Genomic DNA, 26,327 nt, shown 5'->3' with positions numbered 1-26,327 from the left:
ATCGCGTCAGCCCAGCCGCGCCGGGATCAATCCGCGCAGCGAATTGCCGACGAACAGCGCCTTGGCCGACTTCAGATCGTCCAAGGTGTAGATCGCTTCGCGGGCGCGGCCTTGATCCAGCAGCTCACCGCGCAGGACACCAGGGAGCAGGCCGCAATCGAGCCGCGGCGTCGCCAGCGCGCCGTCGCCGAAATCGGCGAAGAGATTTGATATCGTGCCTTCGCAGATTTCGCCGCGTTCGTTGGCCAGCAGCACTTCGTCGGCCCGGCTGATCAGATATTCGGCGCGCGCCCGCTGGTAGGCGCCGCGGCGGCTGGTCTTGTGGCGCAGCAGCGTGTCGTTCGAATCGAGCCGTACCCGCGACAGCTGCAGCCGCCAGACCTTGTCGGCGGCGAGCGGCTCGAAGGGTACGGCCGACGCCGTCGCCTTGCCGTTGCGCGACAGGACGAGGCGTGTGCGCAGGGCGATGCCAGGCCGGTCGATGACGTTTGTCAGCACCTCGCCGACCTTGCGCGGATCGCAGGCAAAGCCCAGTTCGCTTGCCGAGCCGTAGAGGCGCGCAAGGTGGCGGTCGAAACGCAGGAAGCCCTGGCCGGGCTCCCAGCGCATGGTCTCGATCAGCTCGAAATCGGCGGTGTTCCCGTCGCGAAGCGCGCTTTCAGCAGACACTCCTGATACTCCTCCTCGGCCGTCGAATCGAAGACGACGCCGCCGCCGACATTGTAGACTGCTTCGCCATTGGAAAAGAGCGAGATGGTGCGGATCGCCACCGAAAAGCGCATCGTGCCGCCAGGCGCGATCCAGCCGATGGCGCCGCAATAGACGTCGCGTGGCGCGGTTTCCAGATCGTGCAGGATCTCCATGGCGCGGATCTTCGGCGCGCCGGTGATCGAGCCGCAGGGAAAGAGTGCCGCAAAGATCTCGCGGATTGTCAGGCCGGGCAAAAGCCGCGCCTGCACGCGGCTCACCATCTGGTGGACGGTCGGGTAGGTTTCGATGCGGAAAAGCTCCGGCACCTCCAGCGTGCCGACCTCGCTGATCAGCGAGATATCGTTGCGCAGGAGATCGACGATCATCCGGTTCTCGGCCTGGTTCTTCTCGTCGTTGGACAGGAATGCCTTCAGCCGCTTGTCCTCTGCCTTGGTCGACCCGCGCGGTGCGGTGCCCTTCATCGGATGCGTTTCGATCATGCCTTCGGCGTCGATCTCGAAAAACAGTTCCGGCGAACGCGACAGAACGACGGGATCGCCGAGCGCGATCAGCGCGCCGTACTTCACCGGCTGACGTTCGGTCAGCGCGTCGAACGCCGCCAGCGGATCACCCGACCATTGCGCCTGGACTGGAAAGGTCAGATTGCCCTGATAGCAATCGCCCTTGCGGATGTGGTCGTGGAGCCGCGCAAAGCGCTTTGCATAGTCCTGCGATGACCAGGCCGCTTTTGCGTCGAAGATCGGGCCGTTGGTTGCAGCAGCGTTGTCGCGCCCTGCCGCCTGTTCGACAGGCGCGTCGAAGACGCCCAGGCAGATAAGCGGGGCGCGGCGCCCGCCCGGCAGCAGCGGAACGAGCTTGGGTTCGAGCAAGTAGCCGGCCTCATAGGAGAAATAACCGGCTAGCCATTTGCCGGCGTTATGTGCTGTCTGCGCTGCTTCGAGCGCCGGCAGGAAATCCTGCGCCTCATGCGCCACAAGGATGTCGGCCGGATCGTCGAAGACGAGCTGACGCGCGCTCTTGTCGTTGCGGAAAATTGCAGAGGGCAGGGACATGAGGCTCGGATGCTGCGGCCAATGGCGATCATCGATCGCTCTATATGGGGCCTCGTTTCAGCGCAATCGAGGGAACGGCGTCTCAGGGCGCAAAGACAGTCTTGGCAAAAGACAGTCTTGGGCAAAAAACGAACTGGCGGCGCCCCGGGGACGCCGCCAGTTGTCTTGGCTCGATGCCGGCAGGCAGGTCAGGTGTTGCTGGCGGTCCCCGCGGTCGGGAAGCGGCGCGCGAATTCCGTTTCGTCGCCGGCGGCGAGCAGCTTGGCCTGCTCGATCCAGCGCTCGCGTTCGATGCGTCCGTCGAAGTTCAACGTCTTCTCGATGCGCACGACGTCGGCGGCCGTCCATGCGGCGATCTGGGCATAGGTCGTGACCCCCAGCCCCTTGAGAAGCTTCTCGTTGGCCGGGCCGATGCCGATCAGCCGGCGCAGATCGTTGGCCTTGCCGGCTGCCGCCGCTGTGGCCCTGCCTGCCGTGGCTTTCTTTGCCGCCGGTGCGGCCTTCTTCGCGGCAGCGCTCGTCTTCGCGGCGCCCACCGTTGCCGCCTTCGATGCGCCTGCTTTGGTCGCACCGGCCTTGGGGGCACTCGTCTTGGGGGCACTCGCCTTGGGGGTACTTGCCTTGGCCGCACTTGTCTTCGATGCCGCTGCCGCGGGTTTGCTTGGCGCCGGCGTCGACATCAGTGCCGTCGGCGCCTGGATGGCAGCCTTGGCAGTGCCGGTTCTGGCGGCTTGCGCCTCGGCCAACCGGCGCTCGAGATCGGCGCGGGTGCGGCCGCATGCATCCAGCTCACCGGTCAGACGATCGGAGTCGGCGCGCAGCCTGTCGCGCTCGCTGCGTGTGCGATCCAGATCGCCGCGCAGACTATCGAGTTCGCCACGCAGTCGTCCCCAGATGAACCAGCCAACCAACACACCTACAAGGAACGCCAGGAGCATGTAGAAAAAAGTGCCCATTGTGTCTCTCTCCAGTCCGATCCATCTGCCGCGGTCGGGTGTAGCGACCTTGGCGAAGGACCATTCGATGGTGGTTCCGCGGTTCGCGGAACAGACGGCTTCGATCGGGCTGTCGGCAACCGGCTTCCCGCCAGGCCAACGGCCGCTGTCACATTCGCCGAAGCGCCATGGCCGGCCGGAGAATCTCCCGGCCCGAGCCGCGCGCCCGGTTGAGCTTGAGGCGGGACGCTATCATACAGCCCCCGGAAAGCTAACGGAAAAATTCCATAGAAAGTTATTCAAGAACAAATATTCAACGCAAGAATAGAATGGTTTCAATATGCATTGCGGCTAAACTGTTCTGCCTGCCCCGCGCGCTCGCCTGCGAGCTTCAATTGTCCAGCGCCTCCAACTCGTCTATCAGGCCGCCGATCACGCCCAGCCCGATCTGCCAGAAGGCGGGGTCGGTGGCATCGAGGCCGAAGGGCGCCAGAAGTTCGGAATGATGCTTGGTGCCGCCGGCGCGCAGCATGGCAAAATACTTCTCCTGAAAGCCACGCTCGGCGTTCTGGTAGACCGCATAGAGGGAATTCACCAGGCAGTCGCCGAAAGCATAGGCATAGACGTAGAAGGGCGAATGGATGAAGTGGGGGATGTAGGTCCAGAAGACCTCGTAACCTTCGCGCAGCTTGATCGCCGGCCCGAGGCTTTCCGCCTGCACTTCCAGCCAGAACTGGCCGAGCCTGTCGGATGTCAGTTCGCCGTTCTTGCGCTCGGCATGCACCTTGCGCTCGAATTCGTAGAAGGCGATCTGGCGCACCACCGTGTTGATCATGTCCTCGACCTTCTGGGCGAGCATGGCTTTGCGCTCGCGCTTGTCGGTGGTCTGCTCGAGCAGCGAGCGGAAGGTCAGCATCTCGCCGAAGACGGATGCCGTCTCAGCCAGCGTCAACGGCGTCGAAGCCATCAGCGCGCCCTGGCCGCCAGCCAGCACCTGGTGCACGCCATGGCCGAGCTCGTGCGCCAGCGTCATCACGTCGCGCGGCTTGCCCATGTAGTTGAGCAACACGTAAGGGTGCACCGACGGCACGGTCGGATGCGCGAAGGCACCCGGCGACTTGCCGGGCCTGACCGGCGCATCGATCCAGTTGCGATCGAAGAATGTCCTGGCGATTTCCGCCATGTCGGGGGAGAAGCGCTGATAGGCGGACAGCACCGTGTTCTTGGCCTCGTCCCAGCCGATGACCGCTTGCGGAGTTTCGGGCAACGGCGCGTTGCGGTCCCAATGGTTCATCACGTCCATGCCGAGCCAGCGCGCCTTCATCGCGTAGTAGCGGTGCGACAGGCGCGGATAGGCGTCGCGAACGGCCGAGGCCAGCGCGTCCACCACGCTGCGCTCGACACGGTTGGCGAGGTGGCGCGAATCGGCGATGTCTTGGAAGCCGCGCCAGCGGTCGGAAATCTCCTTGTCCTTGGCCAGCGTATTGGTGATCAGGGTGAAGGTGCGCAAATTCTTGCGGAAGGTCGCGGCCAGCGCCTCGGAGGCCCGGCGGCGCACGTCGCCATCGGCGTCCTGCAGCCGGTTGAGCGCCGGCTCCAGCGTCAGTTCCTCGCCGTCGATGTCGAAGCGCAGATCGGTCATCGTCTCGTCGAACAGGCGGTTCCAGGCGCCGCGCCCAGTGATCGACTTTTCGTGGAAAAGCTGTTCGACCCGGTCCTCGAGCTGGTAGGGCTTGTCCATGCGCAGGTCGAGCACCCACGGCCGGTAGTGGGCGAAACCGGGATCGGCGGCTAGCGCGGTCGCGATCGCGGCATCGTCGATGAGGTTCAGTTCGAGCGCGAAAAACAGAAGATGCGCGCTGGCGTCGGTCATCTTCTCCTGAATGTCGCCATAGAGCTTGGCGCGCTGCGGGTCAGCCGTGTTGCCGGCATAGACCAGCCCGGCATAGGAGACGATCCGGCCGATCAGTTCCTCCAGCGCCTCATAGGCGGCAAGTGCCTCGCCCAGCCTGCCGCCCTCGCCGCGCCCGGCCTCGGCGGCGAGCGTGCCTTTCCAGCGGCTCTCGAAGCTGATGGCATCAGCTACCGCCCTGGCGATGTCGCGCTTCAGCTCCGGGGCGTCCATGCCCGAATAGAGATCGGCGAGGTTCCATTCCGGCAGGTCGCCGAGCTCCGCCGCGCCCTGACCGGACGCCGCCGCTCGCTGCCGACCAAAAACCATACGCATTGCCATGTTATTCAGAACCAGATTCGAGGGGTCAAATTCGAGGGGAATGGGAAGCCGGTCAAATCCTAAGGAATTCGTTCACCGGGTTTTTTGAAACCTTATTTAGAACCCTGTGCCAAGATGATCCATAGGGCGCAGTCTCCCTGGGGCATATTGGGCGGGCATAAGTTGAACCAGTCATGACAGGTTCCATACTCATAGTCGATGACGATCCCGTGCAGCGCAGGCTGCTCGAGGCGGCGGTGACGAAATTCGGCCACACCGCGATCGTTGCGGACAGTGGTGAAGCCGGTCTCGACGTTCTCGACGGGCCCAATGCGCGCGACGTCTCTGTGGTCATCCTCGATCTCGTCATGCCGGGCCTCGACGGCATCGGCGTGCTGAAGGCGATGCGTGAGCGCGGCATCCAGGTTCCGGTCATCGTGCAGACCGCTCAGGGCGGCATCGAAACCGTCGTCTCGGCGATGCGACACGGCGCCTTCGATTTCGTCGTCAAGCCCGCCTCTCCCGACAGGCTGCAGGCATCGATTGGCAATGCGCTCAAGGTCGAGGCGGTCGAGGGCGAGGTGAAGCGCACGACGCGGCGGCGCGGCGACCATCTGACTTTCAAGGATCTGATCACGCACAGCCCGGCGATGGACCGGGTGATTCGCCTCGGCCAGAAGGCGGCCGCGTCGAACATCCCGATTCTCATCGAAGGCGAATCGGGCGTCGGCAAGGAATTGGTGGCGCGCGCCATCCAGGGCAGCAGCGATCGCCGCTCGAAACCTTTCGTCACCGTCAATTGCGGCGCCATTCCCGACAATCTGGTCGAATCGATCCTGTTCGGCCACGAGAAGGGCTCGTTCACCGGCGCCATCGAAAAGCACACCGGCAAGTTTGTGGAAGCGCATTCGGGCACGCTTTTCCTCGACGAGATCGGCGACCTGCCGCTCGAGGTCCAGGTCAAGCTTCTGCGCGCCGTGCAGGACGGCGAGGTCGATCCGGTTGGCGGGCGTTCGACCGTCAGGGTCGACATCAGGCTGATCTCGGCCACGCACCGCAATCTTCTGCAGCAGGTCAAGGACGGCAAGTTCCGCGAGGATCTGTTCTATCGCCTGAACGTCTATCCGATCTTCGTGCCGCCGCTGCGCGATCGTCGCGACGACATTCCCTACCTTGTCGAACACTTCATGGAAAAGGTCGCGCCCGCTGATCCGCGCCGCCGTCTCAACGGCATCTCGGCCGCGGCACTCGCCATGCTGCAGGCCTATGACTGGCCGGGAAATATCAGGCAGCTCGAAAATGCCGTCTTCAGGGCCTCGGTGCTTTGCGAAGGCGACGTGCTGACGGTGGAGGAGTTTCCGCAGATCCGGGCGCAGGTCGATGGCACCGTCAATCTCGATGCCTATGGCGCATTGCCGCCTTCCGCATTGCCCGACCTGGCCATCGAATCACGTGGCGAGGGGCCGGACGAAGACGGCATCGCCGCGATAGAGTCTGATGCACCGGCCAGGCTGCAGCCGCGCTTCGGCACGCTGCGGGCGCTCGACGAGCGCGGCAATGTGCGCGCTCTGGCCGACGTCGAACTTGAAATGATCAAGCTCGCCATCGACCATTATAACGGCCAGATGAGCGAGGTCGCCCGTCGCCTGGGCATCGGACGTTCCACGCTCTACAGGAAGCTCAAGGAATATGGCATCGACCCCGAAACGGGCCGTGTCGACCGGCTCGCCTCCTGATTGTGCCAACGAATCCGCGCATGAAAGCTGCTGGCGTTGCGCTGTTCACGGATTGAGGCAAATTGTAACAGATCGTGTTTCGGGCAAAGGCCGAAACATGATCTAAACCAGCGGTTTACCAAGAAACCCTGCGCAATAATTTTGACGGGATATCGCCACGGTGTTACCGCATTTCGGCTTCAATAAGTGATGATTAACCATTAGGATCGATATTCGGATGTGACAACAACGCATCCGTTTGGGCAAATCCGGGGACAAACGGCAGCCTGCAAGGCCTTTTGATTTGAACAAAGTCGAACGACACACAAACGGGCGGCACGATCACATGAGCGCTTGGCCGAAGTGGCTGGCAGCGGTGATTTTTGCCTGTGGTTTTCTTGTAGCGGCTGCAACGGGCGCCAGCGCGGATACGCGCTCGCTCAAGCTGTATAACCTCCATACGCACGAGAAGGCGGAGATCGTCTTCAAGCGAAATGGCCGCTACGACCAGTCGGGCCTGAGGAAGATCAACATCATCCTGCGCGACTGGCGCCGCAACGAGCCGACCAAGATGGATCCGCGCCTGCTGGACCTGGTCTGGGAGGCCTATCGGCAAAGCGGCGCCACCGACTATATCCAGGTCGTCTGCGGCTACCGTTCGCCGTCCACGAATTCGATGCTGCGCAGCCGCAGCAGGGGTGTCGCCCAGAAAAGCCAGCATATGCTCGGCAGGGCCATGGATTTCTACATTCCCGGCGTGCCGCTGAAGAAACTGCGCGACATCGGCCTCAAGATGCAGGGCGGTGGCGTCGGCTATTATCCGTCGTCAGGGTCGCCCTTCGTCCACATGGATGTCGGCAATGTGCGCCACTGGCCCGGCATCAGCCGCCAGGAACTGGCGCGCGTGTTCCCCAATGGCAAGACGCTGCATGTGCCGAGCGACGGCAAGCCGCTGCCTGGCTATGCGCAGGCGCTCGCCTCCTACAAGGCGCGCAAGGGCGCCGGCACTCCCAACATCGAATTGGCCAGCGCCAGTGGCGGTTCCAAGAGATCCGGTGGTCTGCTTGCCGCCTTCTTTGGCGGTGGTGAAGACGAGGCGGATGACAGCGCCGATGTGGCGTCGGCCGCGCCCACGCCGAAGTCGAAGAGCGTAAAGCTGGCAAACGCGAAGCCGGCCGCCAAGAGCGACAACCTTCCGGGTATTGCCATCGTGTCGCCAAAGGATGCCAAGCGCGCCAATATCCCGCAAATCGCCAATGCGCCTGAGCCGGAACCGGAGCAGGATACGCCGGAGACGATTATCGCTGCCCTGCCGGCGCGCAGCGTTCCGTTGCCTGATTTCGCTCCGCGGCCAAAAGCCGATGTCGGTGCCCAGCCGCCCGAGGACGTTCCCTTCGGCATGGCCGATGCCACCGCCACCACCGAGCAGACGGTGGCGACCGCGCAAGCGCCGGCAAGCGTTCCCTTCAGCATGGCGGACCCGTCCGCTGAGCCGTCAACTGCTGGCGACCCGGCTCAGGTTGCGGCCAACAACATACCGCTGCCGACCTGGCGTCCCGATCACTCGCTGCCGGCCGACCTCGCGGCGGACGATTTGGCGCCGCAGGATAAGGACGTGCTTATGGCGCTGGCTGGCACGGCCGAGCACGGCAAGACCGCGACCGATGCGTTTTCGGTGCTGCCGACGGCGCGACCCGACACCACCCAACCGGATGCGGTCAAGGCGGTTCTTGAAAAGGTCAGCGTCACCGACGGCTACCAGGTCGCTTCGCTCTCCAAACCGGCCCCGGTCTTCAGCGATGCGGCAAGCGCCGACGCGGCATCGCCGCGCGAGGCTGTCGCTGGCCGGCCGGCGGGTTCCGATCCGGCAGCGGCGATCGGCGCGGGTGTGAAGACCACCCGCAAGGAAGCCCGGGCAACTGCTCGCGATTCAAAGCCTGGCCCCAAGGCTCTGGTTGTTGCCGCCGCACCGCAAGCCGCCCGCTGGGCGCTGGGCAGCGGCGAAACTGTCGCGGCTGTTTCCGATGCGACGACGGCGCCGCGCTACGCCTACAACATCGTCCACACCCCACCGAACGAGGTCTACGCGGTCGGCTTCCAGCCTAATGGCGAGATCTTGGAGGCCAACCGGTTCACCGGCAATGCCGTCAAGTTCCTGTCGGTCGCCCGCTTCCAGACCAAATAGCGGATCGGCCCCAACCAGACCAAGCCGCGCCGGGGCAACCCGCGCGGCTTTTTGCTATGTGGGAGCAGGATCCGAGTTCCAACGCTTGTGATTGGATCACTGGCGGCTGACATTCCCGTGAGCATGGAACGCCGTCCCGGTTCACCGGTTTCTTGAGAGTCAACTCAAACCGGGGATACCCATGAAGACCATTCTACTGGCGTCGGTTCTCGCATTGGCGGCGGCTTCGGCCGCTATCGCTCCAACGCAGGCTGCGACGATGATCGTCAAAACCAAGGATCACATGCATATGAAAAACCACTGCAGGACCAAGCTGGTCACGCATTGGCGGCATCACCACAAGATCGTAGAAAAGGTCAAGCTCTGCGGCTGATCCCGCGGCACAAGAGCAGACTGGCCCGGTCCGCGAAAGCCGATCGGGCCTTTTTTATCTCGGCATTATCGTGCGAGTTGGCTCGCCGCGCGTGCGAGAGCCTCGATCTCATCCCATCTGCCGGCCTTGACCATGTCGTCCGGCGCCACCCAGGAGCCGCCGACGCAGATGACATTGGGCAGGGCGAGATAGTCGGCGGCATTCTTGCCGGTGATGCCGCCGGTCGGGCAGAATTTCACATCGGCGAGCGGCGAGGCGAATGCCTTGAGCGAGGCGATGCCGCCCGACTGCTCCGCCGGAAAGAATTTCAGGAAACGCAAGCCTGCCTCGCGGGCGGCCATGATCTCGCCGGGAGTGATGGCGCCTGGCAGCAGCGGAATCGGGCTGTCCTTGGCCGCCGTCAGAAGCTGAATTGTGATGCCGGGGCTGACGATGAACTTCGAGCCGGCCGCCGCCGCCTCGTCGAACTGGCGTGCGTCCAGAATGGTGCCGGCGCCGACGATGGCGCCCTCGACTTCACCGGCTACGCGCCGGATCGCTTCCAGCGCGTCGGCGGTCCGGAGCGTGATCTCGATCGCCGGCAGGCCGCCACGCGCCAGCGCGCGGGCCAGGGGTACGGCGTCAGCGACATTGGCGATCTTCAGCACCGGAATGACCGGCTGGCCGTTGAGGAGCGACAGGAGTCTCTCGGTCTTTGCTGACATTGGCTTGTCTCTCCGGTGTCGATGATTTCAACCGATTAGCAGAAGGCGGATTTCGAGTCCACGAAGGCAGGCGTGTCGCGATGTCACGCACGCCGGCAGCCCAGCCTCCCGACGCCCGTGCCTCGTTCACGCTGCCTTGAAATGGCTTTCAGCAGAGTTTAGTGGCTTGGCGATGACAATTTCCAGTCACGATCAACCTGTTCGCGTCGCAGCGCTATACCGCTTCGCCCGGCTCGACGCCTTCGAGGCGCTGCGGGCGCCGCTTGCTGCCTTCTGCTGTGGGCGCGGCATCAAGGGCACGCTGCTTCTGGCGCGCGAGGGCATCAATGGCACGGTCGCCGGCAGCGACGGTGATGTCGCCGCGCTCATCGATCATCTGGAAGCGATCGCCGGTCTCGCCGGCCTCGAGGTGAAATACAGCAGCGCTGCCGAGATGCCGTTTCACCGCATGAAAGTCCGGCTGAAGCGCGAGATCGTCACCATGGGTGTTGAAGGTCTTGATCCGGCGACAAGCGCCGGCACCTATGTCGCACCGGCCGACTGGAATGCGCTGATCTCGGATGCCGACACGATCGTCATCGACACGCGCAACGCCTATGAAGTCTCGATCGGCAGCTTCAAGGGCGCGGTCGATCCGGCCACGAGCAGCTTTCGCGAGTTTCCGGCCTGGGTCGAGCGGCATCGGGCCGAACTCGATGGCCGCAAGATCGCCATGTTCTGCACCGGGGGCATACGCTGCGAGAAGGCGACGGCCTATGTGAAGTCGCTCGGCTTCGACGACGTGTTCCATCTCAAGGGCGGCATCCTGAGATATCTCGAAGAGGTGCCGGCCGAACAAAGCCTCTGGCAAGGCGAGTGCTTTGTCTTCGACGAGCGCGTCTCGGTATCGCACGGACTGGTCGAGGGCGAGGCCGAACTCTGCCGCGCCTGCAGGCACCCGCTCACCGGGCACGACCTGTTGTCGCCGCACTACACCGCCGGCATATCGTGCCCGCATTGTTTCGATGCCCGTTCCGACGAGGACCGCGCGCGCTATGCCGAGCGCCAGCGCCAGGTCGAACTGGCGCAAGCGCGGGGCAGAGGTCCGCATGTCGGTCGTTAGAGCGACGTGCGTCCATTTGGACTCGCAAAGTACGCTCCAACATTTTTTACCTACGCAACGTGCTTCCCGAAAATCGATTCCGATTTTCGGGCCGATGCGTTAGGACAGGGTAAATCCTTGTCATCCGCTTGCTTCCGCCGTCGCTGGGCGGCAGCCCGTGATTGTAATGTCGCTATGCGGGGCCTACCTCTTCAACGTCCGCAAACTGCCCGTGCACGTTCGGCCGGGCCAATTCTGGAGGCATTGATGCTCGATCCCAAGAAGCTTCTCGACGATCTGCTTGGTTCGCAAATTCCCGGAACAGGGTCGACCGTCCGTGACAAGGCGGGTCAGGCGGTGCAGATGGCCAAGGACAATCCGCTGGCTGCGGGTGCTCTGGCCGCTGTGTTGCTTGGGACCGGCGCGGGGCGTCAGGTAACCGGTGCCGCGGTCAAGCTCGGCGGCCTGGCCGCGATCGGCGGCCTCGCCTACAAGGCCTACCAGAATTACAAGAACAGCAGCGCACCAGCGGAAACGCAAGCAGCCGGTGAACCGGAATTGCTGCCACCGCCCGCCGACACCAGCTTCCACCCCTCGCAGGCGCCGCAAGGCGAGGACGCCTTCACGCTGACGCTGGTGCGGGCGATGATTTCGGCGGCGAAGGCCGACGGCCATATCGATGATGGCGAGCGGCAAAAGATTGCCGGCAAGCTCAGCCTCTCGGGCATCAGCCCCGACGCTGAGAAATTCCTGATGTCGGAGTTGGAGACGCCGCTGGATCTTGATACGCTGGTCGCCGGCGCCCAGACCGATGCGCAGAAGCTCGAACTCTACACCGCTTCGCGCCTGACCATCGATCCCGATACGCGTGCCGAACGCGGCTATCTCGATCTGCTCGCCGGCCGCCTCGGCCTGCCGGACGCGCTGGTCGACCATGTCGAGGCGACGGTGTCGGCGGCAAAGGTGCCGGCATCGGACGCCAGCAAGACAGCAAAGGCTGCCAGCAGGACCGCGTCCAATTCGCGCTGGTAGGCTGCAACCACGGAGGGCCGACTGGCAAGATTTCGCGCTAACGTTTCGTTAACCCGACAAGCGCATGATTTTAGGCAGTCGGATCGGCTTTCCTCCTCCCAAGCCCGGTTCAGATCAGGGCGGCCGCTCCTTGGCCGCCCTTTTTGTCCGGCTTTGCCTCGCCAGCTTGGCTTGCCGCGGCAGCTTCAGCTTGCCATCGGCGTTATCATTTGCGATGGCACTTCCCAGCCTTGACCCGGGAGGACGGCGATGACAGCCAAGACAGATTCCAGAACCGCAATCGTCACCGGCGCCGGTACGGGTATCGGCAAAAGCGTCGCCACGGCGCTGCTCGGGGCCGGCTGGAACACAGTGTTCTGCGGGCGCCGCAAGAAGGTGCTGGACGAGGCGATCGCCGAGGCCGGACCGACACAGGCCAAGGCATTGGCTGTCGCCTGCGATATCAGCAAGGCCGACCAGGTCGACGATCTGTTCGAGACGGTGGCGGAGGCCTTCGGCCGGGTCGATCTGCTCTTCAACAATGCCGGCATGAGCTACAAGGCGACACCGATCGACGAGATCCCGGTGGACGTGTGGAACGATATTGTCGGAGTCAATCTCACCGGCTCTTTCCTGTGCGCCCGCGCCGCCTTCGGCGCCATGCGCAAGCAGCAGCCTATGGGTGGCCGCATCATCAACAATGGCTCGGTGTCGGCCTATGCGCCGCGGCCGGGCTCGGTGCCCTACACGGCGACCAAGCACGCCATTACCGGACTGACCAAGACGCTGGCGCTGGATGGCAGACCCTATGATATTGCCTGCGGCCAGATCGACATCGGCAACGCGCTGACCGACATGGCGCAGGCGATGACGGTCGGCGTGCCGCAGGCCAACGGCTCCATCGCCGCCGAAGCGGTGATGGACGTCCAGCATGTCGCCGACGCCGTCGTCCACATGGCCAGCCTGCCGCTCGACGCCAATGTGTTGTTCATGACGGTAATGGCGACGAAGATGCCGTTCGTCGGGCGAGGATAGCTGCTCATCCCTGTGACAAGGGCACGCCAGGCAGAAACAGTGAAATCGGGCGGATCTCGTAGACGGCCGTCGGATTGACACCGCGCAGGTCGCGCGCGATCGCGATCGCTTCATCGCGCGTGGCGCAGTCGACGACATAAAGACCCAGCAATTGTTCCTTGGTCTCGGCGAAGGGGCCGTCGATGATCAGTCCGTCGCCCGACCCGCGCAAGGTGCAGGCATCCTGGGTCGCGCCCAGCCGTGCCGACGGTCCAAGGGTGCCTTCCCGGTAAAGCCGATCGTTGATCTGGAGCAGATCGGTCATCAGCGCCGCATCCTGCTCCGGCGTCAGCGCCTCGATCGCTTCTTCCACATGATAGGCAAGGATGGCGTAGAACATCGAGGTTCCCTTCTTCGGTCGTGAATATCCAAGGACGATTGAAAGGGACCTTACCCGACAGGCTCAGCCCGGGTTCCCGTGTCACTTGCCCAGGAAGGCCTCGATTCGCTCCAGCGCGCGCAGAATGTTCTCTTCGGAATTGGCGTAGGAGAGCCTGACATAACCTTCGCCGAGAATGCCGAAATCAGGACCGCCGATCAGCGCGACGCCGGCATCCTCCAGCAGCGCCGAAGCGAGTTTCTTGGCCTTCCAACCTGTCCTGGAGATGTTGGGGAAGGCATAGAACGCGCCCTTGGGCGTGATGCAGGAAACGCCGGGCAAGGCATTCAGCCCCTCGACCACGACCTTCCTGCGGCGGTCGAAGGCGAGCATCATCGTGTCGACATCGTCCTGCGGACCATCGATGGCGGCGATGCCGGCGTATTGGCTCGGCGCGTTGACGCAGGACCAGCAGTTGACCGCCAGCTTGCGCACCTTGTCGTAGAGATGGGCGCCCTTGTCGCCGTTCGGCCAGATCGACCAGCCCATGCGCCAGCCGGTCATCGCCCAGGTCTTCGACCAGCCGTTGAGGATGATCAGCCGGTCGCGGATTTCGGGGAAATTCAGCAGCGAGCAGTGCGTCTCGCCGTCATAGGTCATCACGTCGTAGATCTCGTCGGAGAGGATGGCGACATGCGGGTGCGCTTCCAGTCCCTTCACGAGCTTCTCGATCTCGGCCCTGGGCGTGACGCCGCCGGTCGGGTTGGCCGGCGAGTTGAGGATCAGGAGCCTGGTCTTCGGCGTAATCAGCGCCAGCGTCTCCTGCGCCGAAAAGGCAAAGCCGTTCTCCTCGCGCATCGGCACCGGCACCGGGGCGGCGCCGGTGAACTCGATCATCGAGCGGTAAATGGGAAAGCCGGGATCGGGATAGAGGATTTCGGCGCCCGCTTCGCCGAACATCAGAATCGCGGCGAACATGGTCGGCTTGCCGCCAGGCAGGATCATCACGGATTCCGGAGAAACCTCGACGCCGGTGGTGGTCAGCGTGCGGCGCACCACCGCTTCGCGCGTCGCCAGCAGGCCATTGGCCGGCGTATAGCCATGATGGCCGTCGCGCAGCGCCTTGATCGCCGCCTCGACGATATGCTGCGGCGTCTTGAAGTCGGGCTGGCCGATGCCGAGATTGATAATGTCGCGGCCTTGCTGCGCCAGTGATGTCGCCCGCGCGAGCACCGCGAAGGCATTTTCCTCGCCGAGACGGTCGAAGGCCGCAATCGTGTGGAGCATTTTTCCCATCCCTGTGGTTCTTACTGTGGGCGAGCGTTTTTGTGAGCGTCCGTGACCAAATGTCAAACGGATTGGAGCCCAGGTGTCGGAAAATATTGGGGTGTCGGAAAATCTCGAGAATTGGCAGCCGCGTCCGCGGCCGGAACGCAGGATCATCGAAGGCCGCTATGTCAGGCTCGAACCGCTGAACGCGGCAAAGCATGGCGACGGCCTCTACGAGGCATCGTCGGTGCCTGACATCGGTGGCCGCTTCGCCTGGCTGCCCGATTATCCGCCGGAAACCCGCACCGCCTTCCAGCCCTGGCTGGATAAGGTCGAGGCCAGCGAGGATCCACTGTTCTTCAGCGTTATCGACAAGGCCAGCGGCAAGGTCGCCGGGCGCCAGACGCTGATGCGCATCGATCCGGCCTATGGCGTGATCGAGATCGGCAACATCTATTGGGGTCCGCTGATCTCGCGCAAGCCGGCGGCGACGGAAGCGCAGTTCCTGTTCATGCAATATGTCTTCGACGAGCTTGGCTATCGCCGCTACGAATGGAAATGCAACAACCGCAACGAACCGTCGAAGCGCGCGGCGGAGCGTTTCGGCTTCAAGTTCGAAGGCATTTTCCGTCAGCATCTTGTGGTCAAGGGCGAAAACCGCGATACCGCCTGGTATTCGATCATCGACAAGGAGTGGCCGGCCTTGCGCAGAGCCTATGAGGCATGGCTCGATCCGGCCAATTTCGATGGCGATGGCCGGCAGAAGCGGCGGCTCGAGGATTTCCGCGCCGAGTTCGGGGCGTAACAGGAGCAGGTGGATGGCTCATAGCCACGACCATGGTTCGCAGGGGCACGCTCACAGCCACGGCGCCGGCCATGTGCATGGCTCGACCGACAAGAAGCGCGTCCTGATCGCTGCCTGCCTGACCGCTGGTTTCATGGTCGTGGAGGCGCTCGGCGGCCTCCTCACCGGGTCGCTGGCGCTGCTGGCGGATGCCGGCCACATGCTCGCCGATTGCATCGCGCTCGGCCTTGCCTGGTATGCCTTCCATCTGGCAAGCCGGCCGGCGACCGTTCGCCTCACCTACGGTTTCGGCCGGGTCAAGACTTTGGTCGCCTACACCAACGGCATTGCCATCTTCGCCATTGCGCTGTGGATCGTCTATGAGGCCTGGGGGCGCCTGCTGACGCCGGCGCCGGTGCTCGGCGGGCCGATGCTGATCGTTGCGATCGCCGGCCTGGCGGTCAATGTTGGCTCCTTCTTCGTGCTGCATGGCGGCGATCGTGAAAGCCTGAACATGCGCGGCGCCATCCTGCATGTGCTGGGCGATCTGCTCGGCTCGGCGGCGGCGATCGTGGCGGCGCTGGTCATCGTGGCGACGGGCTGGACGCCGATCGACCCGATCCTGTCGGTGCTCGTTTCGCTGCTGATCTTGTCCACGGCATGGTCGCTGATGCGCGAAGCCGCCCATGTGCTGCTCGAAGGCGTGCCGGCAAGCCTCGACCGCGACCTGATCGCCAGGGATCTGGAGGGGACGGTCAAGGGCGTGCGCGAAGTGCATCACATGCATGTCTGGTCGCTCGACGGTTCAAGCAACATGGCGACGTTGCATGCCTGCCTCGACGAGGGGGTCGACGCCCATAGCGCGGTCAGCGCCATCAAGAAGCGGCTTGCGGCCGAGCATGGCATTTCCCATGCTACCGTCGAACCGGAATTCGGCCAGTGCGCCGACAGCCTTCACGAGCATGATGAGCACCGTGAGCACGACCATACGCACGAAGCGGCACCGCATGGTGGCCACTATCACTGATCCAGGGAACTCCATGGCATTGGCAATGAGCTTGATGAACCCCCGCCGCTCGGGAGCCGCGTGATGGATCGCGACACGCGCAATGCGGCGATCGGCGCTGCCTGGGTCCTGCTCTTGTTCGGCATTGCCGCCTACTATCTGCCAACGGTGATGCTGGCGGTCGGCAGCGTTTCGACCGTCCTTGCCGGTGTCGTCGCCGCCGTCTTCATGGTAGCGATTTTTGTCGTGTTCTGGCTGCGTGGCCGCAACCAGCGCAAAAAGGGTCTTTGATATGCGCATTCTGATTACCGGTGCCGCCGGAATGGTCGGCCGCAAGCTCGTCGCCCGACTGGGGAAGGATGGAACGCTCAACGGTCGCAAGATCGCCGCGCTTGACCTCCACGATATCGTGCCGCCGCAGGCGCCGGCCCTGGAAGGCGTCAACGTCGCCATCCATACCGGCGATCTTGCCGCGTCTGGCGCGACGCAAAGGCTGGTCGCTTCGCGACCGGATGTGATCTTCCATCTCGCCGGTGTCGTGTCGGGCGAGGCGGAAGCCAATTTCGATCTCGGCTACCGTGTCAATCTCGACGGCACGAGGGCGCTGTTCGACGCGATAAGGCTGGCGGATTTTGTACCGCGCGTCGTCTTCACCTCGTCGATCGCGGTGTTCGGCGCGCCGTTTCCGGATATCATTCCGGACGAATTTCACCCGACGCCGCTGACTTCCTACGGCACGCAGAAACTGATGGGCGAGGCGCTGCTTGCCGACTATTCCAGGCGCGGCTTCTTCGACGGCATCGGCATCCGGCTGCCGACCATCTGCGTGCGGCCCGGCAAACCGAACAAGGCGGCTTCGGGCTTCTTCTCGGGCATCATCCGGGAGCCGCTGAGCGGCCAGGAGGCGATACTGCCGGTGCCGCGCTCGGTGGTGCATACCCATGCCAGCCCGCGCTCGGCGGTGAATTTCCTGATCCACGCGGCAGGGATCGATGGCGCCAGTGTCGGGCCGCGCCGCAACCTGACGATGCCCGGCGTCGCCGTCACCGTTGGCGAACAGATCGAGGCGCTGGAACGCATTGCCGGTGTCGAGGCGGTGAAGCTGATCCGCGAGGAGCCCGACGACACGATCTGGGCGATCGTGCAGGGTTGGCCGACGCGGTTCGAGGCCCGGCGCTCGCGGGAGCTTGGCTTTGTCGCAGAAGAAAGCTTCGACGACATCATCCGCGCCCATATCGAGGATGAGCTGGACGGCAGGCTTCGATGCAGGGATTAGGGTTTTGAATCAGAACTTAGTTCTTCGTTCCGCTAGGCAAAGAACTTTGTTTTGATGCCGATGCAAGCCAGCACAATAAGTAACCCCAATCCGACAAATACGCTCTTTGTCAGAACTGTCGCAATAAGAGACAAGGCGAGACCGCTTCCCACGATGAATCCGAAACGAAAGGAATGTGGTTGGCTTCTTCCTATCCACCCCAATGCGATTGATATCGTAACCCAAACAAGGAAAATAAAGGTGGGTATCCCCCACTCAGACAGCCAAAATGGGCGGAATATGATTCCTGCGGCAATACCGATGATGCCGAATGAAAGACGTATCAGCAACGTCTTGAGATCCTGGTTCATTTGAGATCCCACGATGGTGGTGACATCCATGAAACAGGGCAAATCGTTAAGATAGTTCTTTATGCCATGTTGTCCCATGGCAATCTGCTCGGCACGACTTAACAAGTTTCATGAAGTCATGGAGACCGAGCGTAGGTTTACACGCTGCCCGTCAGGCTGGCCGACAATAGCAACAGTCCGAACAGGAAGACGAAGGCGGCGCCGCCGATCTCGACGATCGAGTGGATGCGATTGCCCATGCGGCCGTCGCCGGCGAAATAGACTGCCCAGTTCTTGGCAGTCACGGCAATCGTCGCCAGCGCCGAAACCGTGATGGCGGTTCCCAGAGACATCGCCAGCACCGACAGCAAGCCGCCGAGCCAGAGCCCGTTGAGCAAAGCGAAGCTCAGCACGATCAGCGCGCCGGAGCAGGGGCGGATGCCGACGGCGGCCACTGCCGACCAGGCCGTGCGCCAGTCGAAGCGATCGCCGGAAAGCAGCGCCGGGTCGGGCGCATGCGAATGGCCGCAGGTTTCACAGACCTCGCCGGCCGCATGATCGTGGTGAGCGTGTGCTCCATGATCGTGGTCATGTACGCCATGGTCGTGATCGTGGGCATGGTGATCATGCGCGTGGTCGTGATCGCCATGCGCGTGCGAATGGGCATGGGCCGAATGGGCAGCATGCGAATGGCCTGCATGAGAGTGGCCGGCGTGAGCGGCTGAAAGGCTGTAGGCCGGGCCGGCGCCGAACAGGCGCAGGATGGAGGGGCCAAGCTTGCGCCACAACAGCCAGGCGCCGAACAAAGTAACGAAGACAAAGCTCATGATCTCCATGAACCATGCCGCGTCGGTCATCGAGATAGCGGTGCCGCGCAGCACGAAATAGGCGAGCAGCATGACGGCGACTGCCGTCAATCCCTGCAGCAGGGCCGACACGAAGGACAGCAGGATGCCGCGCTTCAGCGCCACTTCGTTCGCCACCATGTAGGACGAGATCACCGCCTTGCCGTGGCCGGGGCCGGCGGCATGGAAAATGCCGTAGGCGAAGGAGAGGCCGACGAGCAGCCACAGCTTGCTGCCATCCTGGCGCATAGCCTTCATGGCCGTCGCCAGCGCGCGGTAGAATTCCTGCTGTTTTAGATTGATCCACATCAGTATGTGGGCGAACGGGCCAGAGGCGCTGGGCGCCATGCCATCATTGACGCCGATGCCGAGCGAACTCTGGGCGTGGGCGGAGCCGAGGAAGTGCGTCATCACCAGGGTAACGGCCAAAAGGCCGAACGCCACACGCAGGGACGGTTTCGTCACCGGATCTATCCTTCTGGCTGACAGGTCAGTTCAAGCTTGGTGGCAAAGATCTTGCTCATGTCGGTGCCTGTCGGATCGTTGAAGAAAGCGTCCGTCAGGGTCTTCTGGTTCTCGGCGATCGCCTCGTCGGGATCGGGACGAATGACCTTGCTCGTGCAGGTCGACGGCAGACCATCGACCTGCATGTTGGCGTCCTCGGTGAAATCGATCGCCGTGTAGAAGGTCGGATCGTAGACGCCGATATCGATCTTGCCGGCCAGCTTGATCGGCGCCTTCGGTTCGGATTCGAACAGGATGATGAGCTGGTCGTTGTCGAAATTGGCCATCAGATGCGGAGGCGGGTTCATCGGCACGTCCTTGCCGTCGACGGTGACGAGCTGGAAGTAGTTGAACTCCGCCAGCGAAGCGTGGACGGTGTCGGCGACATCCTTCAGCTCCTTGTCGTCGAGCTTCAGGTCGGAATTCTTGTCGAACTCCATCATCACCGTACTCGAAAACAGATCGTCGAAGCGCCAGAGATGGCGCAGCGCTTTCACACTTTGGTGATCCGGGCTCAGCACCACTTCGAGGCGGGCCTCGGCGAAGACGTGCGGATGCGCTCCGGCCGGCCCGGCCACGGCAAACGCTGCCGCCATGGCCGAAGCCAGCATGATTGCTTGCCGTTTCAGGTGCATTCTGGGCCGCGATTCCACCGACTTCGGAGAGTTGTGGAGAGTGACCAGAAAGGGGGCGAAAATGGGACCGCGCCGCGACTGAAACGGATCAAGCGTTTTCACGCATCTTGAACCACTGCACAAGGAAGTCGACGAAGACGCGCACCTTGGCGGGCAAATAGCGCCGGTGCGGGTAGACGGCGAAAATGCCTGCGCCCGACAGGATGCGGTCGTCGAGCGCGGTCACCAGCCGGCCGCTCTCGAGGTCGGGTGCAGCGATGAAATCCGGCAGTATGGTGAACCCAAGCCCCGACACGGCGGCAGCTCTTGCCGCCATCGGGCTGTTGACCTCGATCGGACCAGAGACCGAAACGCTCACGGTGTCGTTACCGTCGCCCTTGAATTGCCAATTGTTCAGCCCGCGACCGTTGGTGTCGACGATACAGGGGATGCGAGCCAGGTCCTGGGCCCGCGTCGGCTTGCCATGCTTGACGATCAGCTCGGGAGAGGCGCAGAGCCGCACCGAAAACGGCGCCAGGCGCCTGGCGATCAGCGAGGAGTTCTCCAGCCGCGAGATTCGCACAGCGAGATCGAAACCTTCCTCGACCAGATCGACGAAGCGGTCATCGAGATGGATATCGAGTACGATGTCGGGATGCTGCTTGGCGAAGTCGATCAGCGACTGGCCGATCGGTGCGTCGGCAAAGGTGCGCGGCGCCGAAAGCTTGATCCTGCCGCGCACGTCGCCGGAGGATTCGCGCACCGCATCGGCCAGGCTGTCGACCTCGCGCACGATTTCGGAGGCGCGGCGGTAATAGGTGTGGCCGGCTTCCGTCATCGAGAACTGCCGCGTGGTGCGGTTCAACAGCAGCGCGCCGAGTTCGTCCTCCAGCTCGCGCACATATTTCGACAGCAGCGCCTTGGAGCGGCCGATCTTGCGCGCGGCCGCCGAAAAGCCCTCGGCTTCGACCACGTCGATGAAGGCGCGCATGCGGGTCAGCGTGTCCATGTCATCCGCTCCTCATCGTGTTTGCTTCCTGGCTGGCGGCGAGGATGCGTGCGCTAAGCGCCAGCAATTGCCGGTCGCAGTTCTTCGGCCCCAGCAGCGAGAGGCCGAAGGGCGCGCCGTCGACCTTGCCCAGCGGCAACGTGATCTGCGGAAAGCCCGACAGGCCGGAAAGGCACAGCAGCCTCAACGCGCGTTCGCGGTAGGTCTGCAAATCGTCGAAGGCAGCAGCCTTGAGCGGGGCAGCGCCAGGGACGGTCGGCAGCACGAGCACACCGTCCTCGCCAAGACGCTCAGCAAGTTCGCGGCGGAAGGCGTCGCGCCGCTCCGTCTCGTGCTGCGCCGTCGCCGCGTCGATGGTCGCACCGTGCTCGAAACGTTCCTTGACGAAGGGCCCAAGCATGCGGCCGGCCTGCGAAATCCAGGCGCCATGGCTTTGCCAGGCCTCGTATCCCTGCAGCTTGCGGAAGCACCAATAGAGATCGTCGGTGGAATGCGACAGCGGTGCGATGGTGCGCGGTGCGCCCATCACCGAAGAGACGCGCTGGACCATGCCGGCATATTCATCGCTCTCTTGCTGGCCGAGCACGAGCCCGTCCAGCGCATCGAGCGCAAGGGGGCGCGCCAAGTCGCGGGGCTGCGGATCGTCGCCGAGCAGCACCGCGCCGACCTTCTCATAGGTCGCCATGTCCCTGGCGAACCATCCGAACGTATCGAAGGAAGGGGCGAGCGGCATGGTGCCGGCGAGCGAGATGCGGCCATGCGTCGTCCTGAGGCCGATCAGGCCGCAGAAGGCTGCCGGCGCGCGGATCGAGCCGCCGGTGTCGGACCCGGTGGCGATGTCGGCAAGGCCGCCGGCGACCGCCGAGGCGGATCCGGATGACGAGCCGCCGGTGATGCGGTCGGGTGCCGCCGGATTGACCGGCGAGGGGAAATGCGCGTTCAGCCCCATCAGGGAAAAGGCGAGCTCGTCGGTCTGCGTCTTGCCGACGAAACGCGCACCCGAATCAAGCAGCGCCTGGACGGCAGGCGCGGTTGTCGCGGCGGGTGAGGCTTCCTCATATTTCTGCGGATTGCCGCAGCCGGTACGGTAGCCGGCCACGTCGAAAATGTCCTTGACGGCCAGCCGCAGGCCGGCAAGCGGGCCTGATTGCGCATGCGCAACTGGAATCTGGTCGAGGTCGAGAAAAGCGTTCAGGGGGCCGCGAGTGCCTGTCATGCGTTCAATATCCGGATACAGTCTGTCCAACATTGTGCGCTGCTGGAAATTTTACAACCTTGCCTGTCGATTTTTATTGATTGTGAAACCCTTCGCTCTTATATCGCGCTTGCCCAAAGTCGCACGTGCCTGTGGGTGTCCGCCGATCCTCGAATGGTGAGGGCAATCGGTAAGGTAACTGGAGCCAACCCCTCCAGTCGGTTTAGTGGCCAACCACCAAACCGAGGACACCTTGAAGCAACGACGGTGCGGGCCTTTCTGGTGTTCTGCCGGTCGTCCAAAGACCGGGGTTACTGAAGAGGCACACCTTCATTGCCGGCAGTGCGGACGGGTCTCCCATCCAAGCCAAGGCAGACAAAGCGAACCGAGGCCGGGCAAGGCCAAGGTTCACCGCCGCGAGACGGCGATTCGTGGTTCCGGGGTCTCCACCGGCTGGTTCCATGGATTTTCGTCCCGCCTTTGTTTGACCGCGTGTTCGCGAGGCCGAGAGCCCGCGTCCCGCAGCCTTTGTGCACGCCGCAAGGCGTTGATGGAGAGACCCCGATGGCCACCCAGCGCATCCTTGATTTCCTCGCCACCCGACGTCCGACCGGCCCCTGCCTCGTCGTCGACCTCGATGTCGTGCGCGACAATTTCCGCGCTTTCGAGAAGGCGCTTCCCGATTCCAAGATCTACTATGCGGTGAAAGCAAATCCGGCGCCGGAAATCCTGCGCCTCCTTGCTACGATGGGCTCGTCCTTCGACACCGCCTCCGTTGCCGAAGTCGAGATGGCGATGGACGCCGGTGCGCCGGCGCATCGCATCTCCTTCGGCAACACCATCAAGAAGGAGCGTGACATTGCACGCGCCTACCAGCTCGGCATCCGGCTGTTCGCGGTCGACTGCGTCGAAGAGGTCGAGAAGATCGCCCGCGTTGCTCCCGGCGCCCGCGTGTTCTGCCGCGTCTTGACCGACGGCGAGGGCGCCGAGTGGCCGCTGTCGCGCAAGTTCGGCTGCGTACCGGCGATGGCGGTCGACGTGCTGCGCCATGCCAAGTCGCTCGGCCTCGACGCCTATGGCGTGTCGTTTCATGTCGGCTCGCAGCAGACCGATTTGAACGCCTGGGACCGCGCGCTCGGCGACGCCAAGAAGGTGTTTGCGACGCTTGCCGAGGAAGGCATCGTTCTGAAGATGGTCAATATGGGCGGCGGTTTCCCGACCCGTTACCTCAGGGACGTGCCGGTGGCGCAGGACTATGGCCAGGCGATCTTCTCGGCGCTGCGCAGGCATTTCGGCAACGCGATCCCGGAAACGATCATCGAGCCGGGCCGCGGCATGGTCGGCAATGCCGGCGTCATCAAGTCGGAAGTCGTGCTGATCTCGAAGAAGGCCGACAATGACAATGTGCGCTGGGTGTTCCTCGACATCGGCAAGTTCGGCGGTCTCGCCGAGACGATGGACGAGGCGATCCGCTACGCGATCACGACCGCGTATGACGGCACCGAGACCGCGCCTTGCGTGCTCGCCGGCCCGACCTGCGATTCGGCCGACGTGATGTACGAGAAGACGCCCTATCCGCTGCCGCTGTCGCTGACCATCGGCGACGAGGTGCTGATCGAGGGCACCGGCGCCTACACGACCACCTATTCGGCGGTCGCGTTCAACGGCTTCGAGCCTCTCCGATCCTACGTGATCTGACGGCTCGCAAGAGCTGCTCAGATCACCCGAGGCGGGCACCTGTCGCCCGCCCGGACTCGCCTGTGGAACAGATCTCCGCTCGTGAAGGATCGCGGAAATGGAAATGCCAGTTAAAATCGTAGACCGCTCGCCGGCTTTTTTGATCGTCGCCGAAACCACTGCCGACATTGCGGCGCGCGAGGCCTTGCTCGATCGCGCGATGGGGCCGAAGCGCAGGAAGAAATCATCGGAAAAGCTGCGGCGCGGCCGCCGGCCTTCGGAAGGCCTGGCCTTCGTCGCGCGCGACGCGTCGGGTGCGGTCGCCGGCAGCGTGCGGCTGTGGGATGTGGTGCTGGGCGAGGGCGGCCCGGCGGCACTTCTGCTCGGTCCGCTCGCTGTCGATCCGGCGCTCAAGAATGCGGGCATCGGCTCGGCGTTGATGCGCCATGCCGTGGTGGAGGCCGCGCGGCTCGGCCATGCCGCGATCCTGCTCGTCGGCGACGCCCCTTACTATGGGCGTTTCGGATTCTCGGCCGCGAAGACAGGGATGCTCGCCATGCCGGGGCCTTATGAGCGGCACCGCCTGCTGGCGCTGGAGCTGGTGGACGGCGCGCTGAGCGACGCCCAGGGCACGCTGAAGGCGGCGGGGCGCAAGCAGAAGGCGCCGGTGGCGCTTACTTTCGCGGCGTAAAAGCCTTCAGCCGACTGTAGATGCAAAACGCCGCCCATGAGGCCCATGAGGCGGCGTTTTGCATCATGCGTGAGCTGATCAGCCGATCAAGGCGGCTCAGCCGATCAATTGGCTCAGCGCCATGGCGACGCTCATGTCGCCCTCGACCTTGATCTTGCCGGTCATGAACGCCATGGTCGGGTTGAGGTCACCAGCAATCAGCGAATCCAGATCGTCGAGCGAAAGCTTTATGGTGCAGTCGGCCGGCGCGTCGTCGGTCGACACCGTGGCGCCGTCGATGACGATGACGCCGTCAGCGCCGGTATCGAATTTCACGGAACGATCGAACCCGGCGCTCGCCACGCGCGATCTGATCTTGTCGGCAATTTCCTGAACGCTCATGCCGTTCTCCTCGTCTCGTTGCGTTTGTCGCGCCCTCTTGCGCATTTCACGATTAATCTCGCTGGGCGCATATAGCTTCGGGTTGACGTTTACGTCAACGCGGTTTCCCGCGACGAAGATGGTCTTATCGACGCAGTGAAGCCGTGCTGTCCGCGTCAATTGGCGGTGCCAGCATTGCGGTTGCCATGCGATGCTGCCGGGCGTATCAGGCTTTCACTTTCCCCTAGAGCCGGATCCAGATTTCAGGTCAAGTCGACCTGAAATCTGGATCCGGCTCTAAATTAAAGAGATAGAGCATGATGTCGTCCGAAAACCGCTTCACACTTTTCGGCATCATGCTCTAGATATCGGCGAGCCGCCCCGGTGCTTTCCAGAAACCAACCGCAAGTCTATGCCCGCCGGCTGCGGGCGGTGCTGATCAGTTCGCTGCCGCTGCTCGAGGCGCGCGGCATCGCCGTCGTCCTTCTGGCCGGCGTGGTCGGGGTAATGGCGGGCATATTGGTCACCGCGATGAGCCAGATGGTGCAGGACCTGCATGGGCTGCTGTTCGGCGTTCAGCCGGGCGGGCGGCTTTCGGGGATGTTTTCGCTGGAGAGCCCGGTGCAGGCGCTGATCCCGGCAATCGGCGGCATCCTGCTTGGACTGACCGTGATCTGGCTGAGGATCCGGAAATTCCGCACGCCCGTCGATCCGATCGAAGCCAACGCGCTTTACGGCGGGCGCATGTCCCTGACCGACACGTTCATCATCGCCGGCCAGACGATGATCTCGAGCGGCTTCGGCGCCTCGGTCGGGCTGGAAGCCGGCTACACGCAGGTCGGCTCCGGCATGGCGTCGCGGCTGGCGCGGGCCTTCAGGCTGCGCCGCAACGATGTCCGCATCCTGGTCGGCTGTGGTGCTGCCGGCGCGATCGCGGCCGCCTTCGACGCGCCGCTGACCGGCGCCTTCTATGGTTTCGAGCTGGTCATCGGCATCTACTCGGTCGCCAATGTCGCGCCGGTGATGACGGCGGCGATCGCGGCCTCGCTGACCGCCGAGGTCTTCGGCGGCGTTCCGTTTCCGCTGGAGCTCTCCGGCCTGCCGGCGTTGACCGCCAGCCAGTATCTGCCGTTCCTGCTGCTGGGGTTGCTGGGCGGTGCCGCCTCCATCGCCATCATGCAACTGGTGACCCTGGTCGAGCGCGGTTTCGTGCGGCTGTCGATCGATGCCGCGCTGCGCCCCTTCATCGGCGGCTGCATCGTCGGGCTGCTCGGGCTGATCACGCCGCAGGTCCTGTCCAGCGGCCACGGCGCGCTGCATCGCGAATTCGCGATGAATTACGGGCTTGCCGTGGTGACCAGCGTCTTCCTGCTGAAGCTGGCGGCATCGGCGGTTT

Annotated in this window: 26 protein-coding genes; 13 read left to right on the top strand and 13 right to left on the bottom strand. The window is 63.5% G+C overall.

Annotated features, from left to right (window positions below):
• Positions 1-6: 6 nt before the first annotated feature.
• The 4 genes from CN311_RS04465 to CN311_RS04445 form a co-directional block, all read right to left on the bottom strand.
• A complete protein-coding gene (locus CN311_RS04465; protein ID WP_097572195.1) occupies positions 7-669 on the bottom strand; it encodes an aminotransferase class IV family protein in 663 nt (220 codons plus the stop codon).
• The gene (locus CN311_RS04460) at positions 618-1,763 is read right to left on the bottom strand and encodes an aminodeoxychorismate synthase component I (RefSeq protein WP_097572182.1); all 1,146 of its coding nucleotides are present in this window, start codon (positions 1,761-1,763) and stop codon (positions 618-620) included. Before CN311_RS04460 ends, CN311_RS04465 begins: the two co-directional genes overlap by 52 nt.
• A gap of 188 nt (positions 1,764-1,951) precedes the next feature.
• Positions 1,952-2,719 carry an NADH-quinone oxidoreductase subunit E gene (locus tag CN311_RS04455; protein WP_097572181.1) on the bottom strand — a complete coding sequence of 256 codons (768 nt, stop codon included), beginning with the start codon at positions 2,717-2,719 and terminating at the stop codon, positions 1,952-1,954.
• A 370-nt stretch (positions 2,720-3,089) separates the two neighbouring features.
• Positions 3,090-4,925, bottom strand: a complete 1,836-nt coding sequence (locus CN311_RS04445) for a M3 family oligoendopeptidase (protein ID WP_165779581.1) — start codon at positions 4,923-4,925, stop codon at positions 3,090-3,092.
• 179 nt (positions 4,926-5,104) lie between these two features.
• On the opposite strand from CN311_RS04445, the gene CN311_RS04440 reads away from it, so the two are divergent.
• The 3 genes from CN311_RS04440 to CN311_RS04430 all read left to right on the top strand — a co-directional run bounded on the left by CN311_RS04440 (position 5,105) and on the right by CN311_RS04430 (position 9,183).
• Entirely contained in the window at positions 5,105-6,646 is a 1,542-nt protein-coding gene (locus CN311_RS04440; protein ID WP_097572179.1) for a sigma-54-dependent transcriptional regulator, read from the top strand.
• A 325-nt stretch (positions 6,647-6,971) separates the two neighbouring features.
• Positions 6,972-8,810 carry a peptidoglycan L,D-endopeptidase MepK gene (gene mepK / locus CN311_RS04435; protein WP_097572178.1) on the top strand — a complete coding sequence of 613 codons (1,839 nt, stop codon included), beginning with the start codon at positions 6,972-6,974 and terminating at the stop codon, positions 8,808-8,810.
• A gap of 181 nt (positions 8,811-8,991) precedes the next feature.
• On the top strand, positions 8,992-9,183 hold the full coding sequence (locus tag CN311_RS04430) for a hypothetical protein (protein ID WP_097572177.1): 192 nt from the start codon (positions 8,992-8,994) through the stop codon (positions 9,181-9,183).
• Positions 9,184-9,248: 65 nt separating this feature from the next.
• On the opposite strand, the gene CN311_RS04425 is transcribed toward CN311_RS04430, so the two are convergent.
• Positions 9,249-9,887 (bottom strand): 2-dehydro-3-deoxy-phosphogluconate aldolase, encoded by a 639-nt coding sequence (locus CN311_RS04425; RefSeq protein WP_097572176.1) that lies wholly within the window; start codon positions 9,885-9,887, stop codon positions 9,249-9,251.
• Between the two features lie 172 nt (positions 9,888-10,059).
• On the opposite strand from CN311_RS04425, the gene trhO reads away from it, so the two are divergent.
• The 3 genes from trhO (at position 10,060) to CN311_RS04410 (ending at position 13,014) form a co-directional block, all read left to right on the top strand.
• Positions 10,060-10,989, top strand: a complete 930-nt coding sequence (gene trhO / locus CN311_RS04420) for an oxygen-dependent tRNA uridine(34) hydroxylase TrhO (RefSeq protein ID WP_097572175.1) — start codon at positions 10,060-10,062, stop codon at positions 10,987-10,989.
• Between the two features lie 246 nt (positions 10,990-11,235).
• Positions 11,236-12,000, top strand: coding sequence for a tellurite resistance TerB family protein (locus CN311_RS04415; RefSeq protein ID WP_097572174.1), 765 nt, complete (start codon positions 11,236-11,238; stop codon positions 11,998-12,000).
• A gap of 249 nt (positions 12,001-12,249) precedes the next feature.
• Positions 12,250-13,014, top strand: coding sequence for an SDR family oxidoreductase (locus tag CN311_RS04410; protein ID WP_097572173.1), 765 nt, complete (start codon positions 12,250-12,252; stop codon positions 13,012-13,014).
• Positions 13,015-13,018: 4 nt separating this feature from the next.
• Here the strand turns inward: CN311_RS04410 and CN311_RS04405 are convergent, their stop codons facing one another.
• Together CN311_RS04405 and CN311_RS04400 are read right to left on the bottom strand one after the other, a co-directional pair.
• Positions 13,019-13,393 (bottom strand): YciI family protein, encoded by a 375-nt coding sequence (locus CN311_RS04405; RefSeq protein WP_097572172.1) that lies wholly within the window; start codon positions 13,391-13,393, stop codon positions 13,019-13,021.
• Positions 13,394-13,474: 81 nt separating this feature from the next.
• Positions 13,475-14,659 carry a pyridoxal phosphate-dependent aminotransferase gene (locus CN311_RS04400; protein ID WP_097572171.1) on the bottom strand — a complete coding sequence of 395 codons (1,185 nt, stop codon included), beginning with the start codon at positions 14,657-14,659 and terminating at the stop codon, positions 13,475-13,477.
• A gap of 100 nt (positions 14,660-14,759) precedes the next feature.
• On the opposite strand from CN311_RS04400, the gene CN311_RS04395 reads away from it, so the two are divergent.
• From CN311_RS04395 to denD, 4 genes are all read left to right on the top strand, one after another.
• On the top strand, positions 14,760-15,446 hold the full coding sequence (locus CN311_RS04395; protein ID WP_097572170.1) for a GNAT family N-acetyltransferase: 687 nt from the start codon (positions 14,760-14,762) through the stop codon (positions 15,444-15,446).
• A 13-nt stretch (positions 15,447-15,459) separates the two neighbouring features.
• The gene (locus tag CN311_RS04390; RefSeq protein ID WP_097572169.1) at positions 15,460-16,452 is read left to right on the top strand and encodes a cation diffusion facilitator family transporter; all 993 of its coding nucleotides are present in this window, start codon (positions 15,460-15,462) and stop codon (positions 16,450-16,452) included.
• Between the two features lie 63 nt (positions 16,453-16,515).
• Entirely contained in the window at positions 16,516-16,722 is a 207-nt protein-coding gene (locus tag CN311_RS04385) for a hypothetical protein (RefSeq protein ID WP_097572168.1), read from the top strand.
• Between the two features lies 1 nt (position 16,723).
• On the top strand, positions 16,724-17,707 hold the full coding sequence (gene denD / locus CN311_RS04380; protein WP_097572167.1) for a D-erythronate dehydrogenase: 984 nt from the start codon (positions 16,724-16,726) through the stop codon (positions 17,705-17,707).
• A gap of 32 nt (positions 17,708-17,739) precedes the next feature.
• Here the strand turns inward: denD and CN311_RS33260 are convergent, their stop codons facing one another.
• From CN311_RS33260 to CN311_RS04355, 5 genes are all read right to left on the bottom strand, one after another.
• On the bottom strand, positions 17,740-18,135 hold the full coding sequence (locus CN311_RS33260; RefSeq protein WP_245440725.1) for a hypothetical protein: 396 nt from the start codon (positions 18,133-18,135) through the stop codon (positions 17,740-17,742).
• A 59-nt stretch (positions 18,136-18,194) separates the two neighbouring features.
• Entirely contained in the window at positions 18,195-19,355 is a 1,161-nt protein-coding gene (locus CN311_RS04370; protein ID WP_097572166.1) for a nickel/cobalt transporter, read from the bottom strand.
• Positions 19,352-20,020 carry a DUF1007 family protein gene (locus CN311_RS04365; protein WP_097572165.1) on the bottom strand — a complete coding sequence of 223 codons (669 nt, stop codon included), beginning with the start codon at positions 20,018-20,020 and terminating at the stop codon, positions 19,352-19,354. The genes CN311_RS04370 and CN311_RS04365 overlap by 4 nt, the downstream gene beginning before the upstream one ends.
• Before the next feature lie 88 nt (positions 20,021-20,108).
• Positions 20,109-21,008: a LysR family transcriptional regulator gene (locus CN311_RS04360; protein WP_097572164.1), complete on the bottom strand. Its 900-nt coding sequence runs from the start codon at positions 21,006-21,008 to the stop codon at positions 20,109-20,111.
• Between the two features lies 1 nt (position 21,009).
• Complete coding sequence (locus CN311_RS04355) at positions 21,010-22,224, bottom strand: amidase (protein ID WP_097572192.1); 1,215 nt, start codon at positions 22,222-22,224, stop codon at positions 21,010-21,012.
• Positions 22,225-22,767: 543 nt separating this feature from the next.
• Here CN311_RS04355 and odc2 point away from each other — a divergent pair.
• Complete coding sequence (gene odc2, locus CN311_RS04350) at positions 22,768-23,901, top strand: ornithine/lysine decarboxylase (protein WP_097572163.1); 1,134 nt, start codon at positions 22,768-22,770, stop codon at positions 23,899-23,901.
• Between the two features lie 97 nt (positions 23,902-23,998).
• Positions 23,999-24,571, top strand: a complete 573-nt coding sequence (locus CN311_RS04345) for a GNAT family N-acetyltransferase (RefSeq protein ID WP_097572162.1) — start codon at positions 23,999-24,001, stop codon at positions 24,569-24,571.
• Between the two features lie 96 nt (positions 24,572-24,667).
• Here the strand turns inward: CN311_RS04345 and CN311_RS04340 are convergent, their stop codons facing one another.
• Complete coding sequence (locus CN311_RS04340; RefSeq protein ID WP_280954023.1) at positions 24,668-24,997, bottom strand: SCP2 sterol-binding domain-containing protein; 330 nt, start codon at positions 24,995-24,997, stop codon at positions 24,668-24,670.
• 318 nt (positions 24,998-25,315) lie between these two features.
• Between CN311_RS04340 and CN311_RS04335 the strand changes: the two genes are divergently transcribed.
• Positions 25,316-26,327, top strand: a 1,012-nt coding sequence (locus tag CN311_RS04335) for a chloride channel protein (protein ID WP_133117132.1), incomplete at its 3' end; no start/stop codon positions are given.

The organism is Mesorhizobium sanjuanii (genome assembly GCF_002529485.1).
In the GTDB taxonomy this organism is placed as follows: Bacteria; Pseudomonadota; Alphaproteobacteria; order Rhizobiales; family Rhizobiaceae; genus Mesorhizobium; species Mesorhizobium sanjuanii.
Note: the sequence above shows the minus strand (reverse complement) of the source record. Positions and strands in the feature narration are given on the sequence as shown.

Excerpts from the sequence above, each read along its gene's own strand:
- CN311_RS04400 (WP_097572171.1), bottom strand. The coding sequence starts at position 14,659 with ATGCTCCACACGATTGCGGCCTTCGACCGTCTCGGCGAGGAAAATGCC.
- CN311_RS04425 (WP_097572176.1), bottom strand. The coding sequence starts at position 9,887 with ATGTCAGCAAAGACCGAGAGACTCCTGTCGCTCCTCAACGGCCAGCCG.
- CN311_RS04445 (WP_165779581.1), bottom strand. The coding sequence starts at position 4,925 with ATGCGTATGGTTTTTGGTCGGCAGCGAGCGGCGGCGTCCGGTCAGGGC.
- mepK (WP_097572178.1), top strand. The coding sequence starts at position 6,972 with ATGAGCGCTTGGCCGAAGTGGCTGGCAGCGGTGATTTTTGCCTGTGGT.
- trhO (WP_097572175.1), top strand. The coding sequence starts at position 10,060 with ATGACAATTTCCAGTCACGATCAACCTGTTCGCGTCGCAGCGCTATAC.
- CN311_RS04405 (WP_097572172.1), bottom strand. The coding sequence starts at position 13,393 with ATGTTCTACGCCATCCTTGCCTATCATGTGGAAGAAGCGATCGAGGCG.
- CN311_RS04345 (WP_097572162.1), top strand. The coding sequence starts at position 23,999 with ATGGAAATGCCAGTTAAAATCGTAGACCGCTCGCCGGCTTTTTTGATC.
- CN311_RS04365 (WP_097572165.1), bottom strand. The coding sequence starts at position 20,020 with ATGCACCTGAAACGGCAAGCAATCATGCTGGCTTCGGCCATGGCGGCA.
- CN311_RS04355 (WP_097572192.1), bottom strand. The coding sequence starts at position 22,224 with ATGACAGGCACTCGCGGCCCCCTGAACGCTTTTCTCGACCTCGACCAG.
- CN311_RS04385 (WP_097572168.1), top strand. The coding sequence starts at position 16,516 with ATGGATCGCGACACGCGCAATGCGGCGATCGGCGCTGCCTGGGTCCTG.
- CN311_RS04410 (WP_097572173.1), top strand. The coding sequence starts at position 12,250 with ATGACAGCCAAGACAGATTCCAGAACCGCAATCGTCACCGGCGCCGGT.
- CN311_RS04340 (WP_280954023.1), bottom strand. The coding sequence starts at position 24,997 with ATGCGCAAGAGGGCGCGACAAACGCAACGAGACGAGGAGAACGGCATG.
- CN311_RS33260 (WP_245440725.1), bottom strand. The coding sequence starts at position 18,135 with ATGGGACAACATGGCATAAAGAACTATCTTAACGATTTGCCCTGTTTC.
- CN311_RS04415 (WP_097572174.1), top strand. The coding sequence starts at position 11,236 with ATGCTCGATCCCAAGAAGCTTCTCGACGATCTGCTTGGTTCGCAAATT.
- CN311_RS04390 (WP_097572169.1), top strand. The coding sequence starts at position 15,460 with ATGGCTCATAGCCACGACCATGGTTCGCAGGGGCACGCTCACAGCCAC.
- CN311_RS04360 (WP_097572164.1), bottom strand. The coding sequence starts at position 21,008 with ATGGACACGCTGACCCGCATGCGCGCCTTCATCGACGTGGTCGAAGCC.
- CN311_RS04455 (WP_097572181.1), bottom strand. The coding sequence starts at position 2,719 with ATGGGCACTTTTTTCTACATGCTCCTGGCGTTCCTTGTAGGTGTGTTG.
- CN311_RS04440 (WP_097572179.1), top strand. The coding sequence starts at position 5,105 with ATGACAGGTTCCATACTCATAGTCGATGACGATCCCGTGCAGCGCAGG.
- denD (WP_097572167.1), top strand. The coding sequence starts at position 16,724 with ATGCGCATTCTGATTACCGGTGCCGCCGGAATGGTCGGCCGCAAGCTC.
- odc2 (WP_097572163.1), top strand. The coding sequence starts at position 22,768 with ATGGCCACCCAGCGCATCCTTGATTTCCTCGCCACCCGACGTCCGACC.
- CN311_RS04460 (WP_097572182.1), bottom strand. The coding sequence starts at position 1,763 with ATGTCCCTGCCCTCTGCAATTTTCCGCAACGACAAGAGCGCGCGTCAG.
- CN311_RS04430 (WP_097572177.1), top strand. The coding sequence starts at position 8,992 with ATGAAGACCATTCTACTGGCGTCGGTTCTCGCATTGGCGGCGGCTTCG.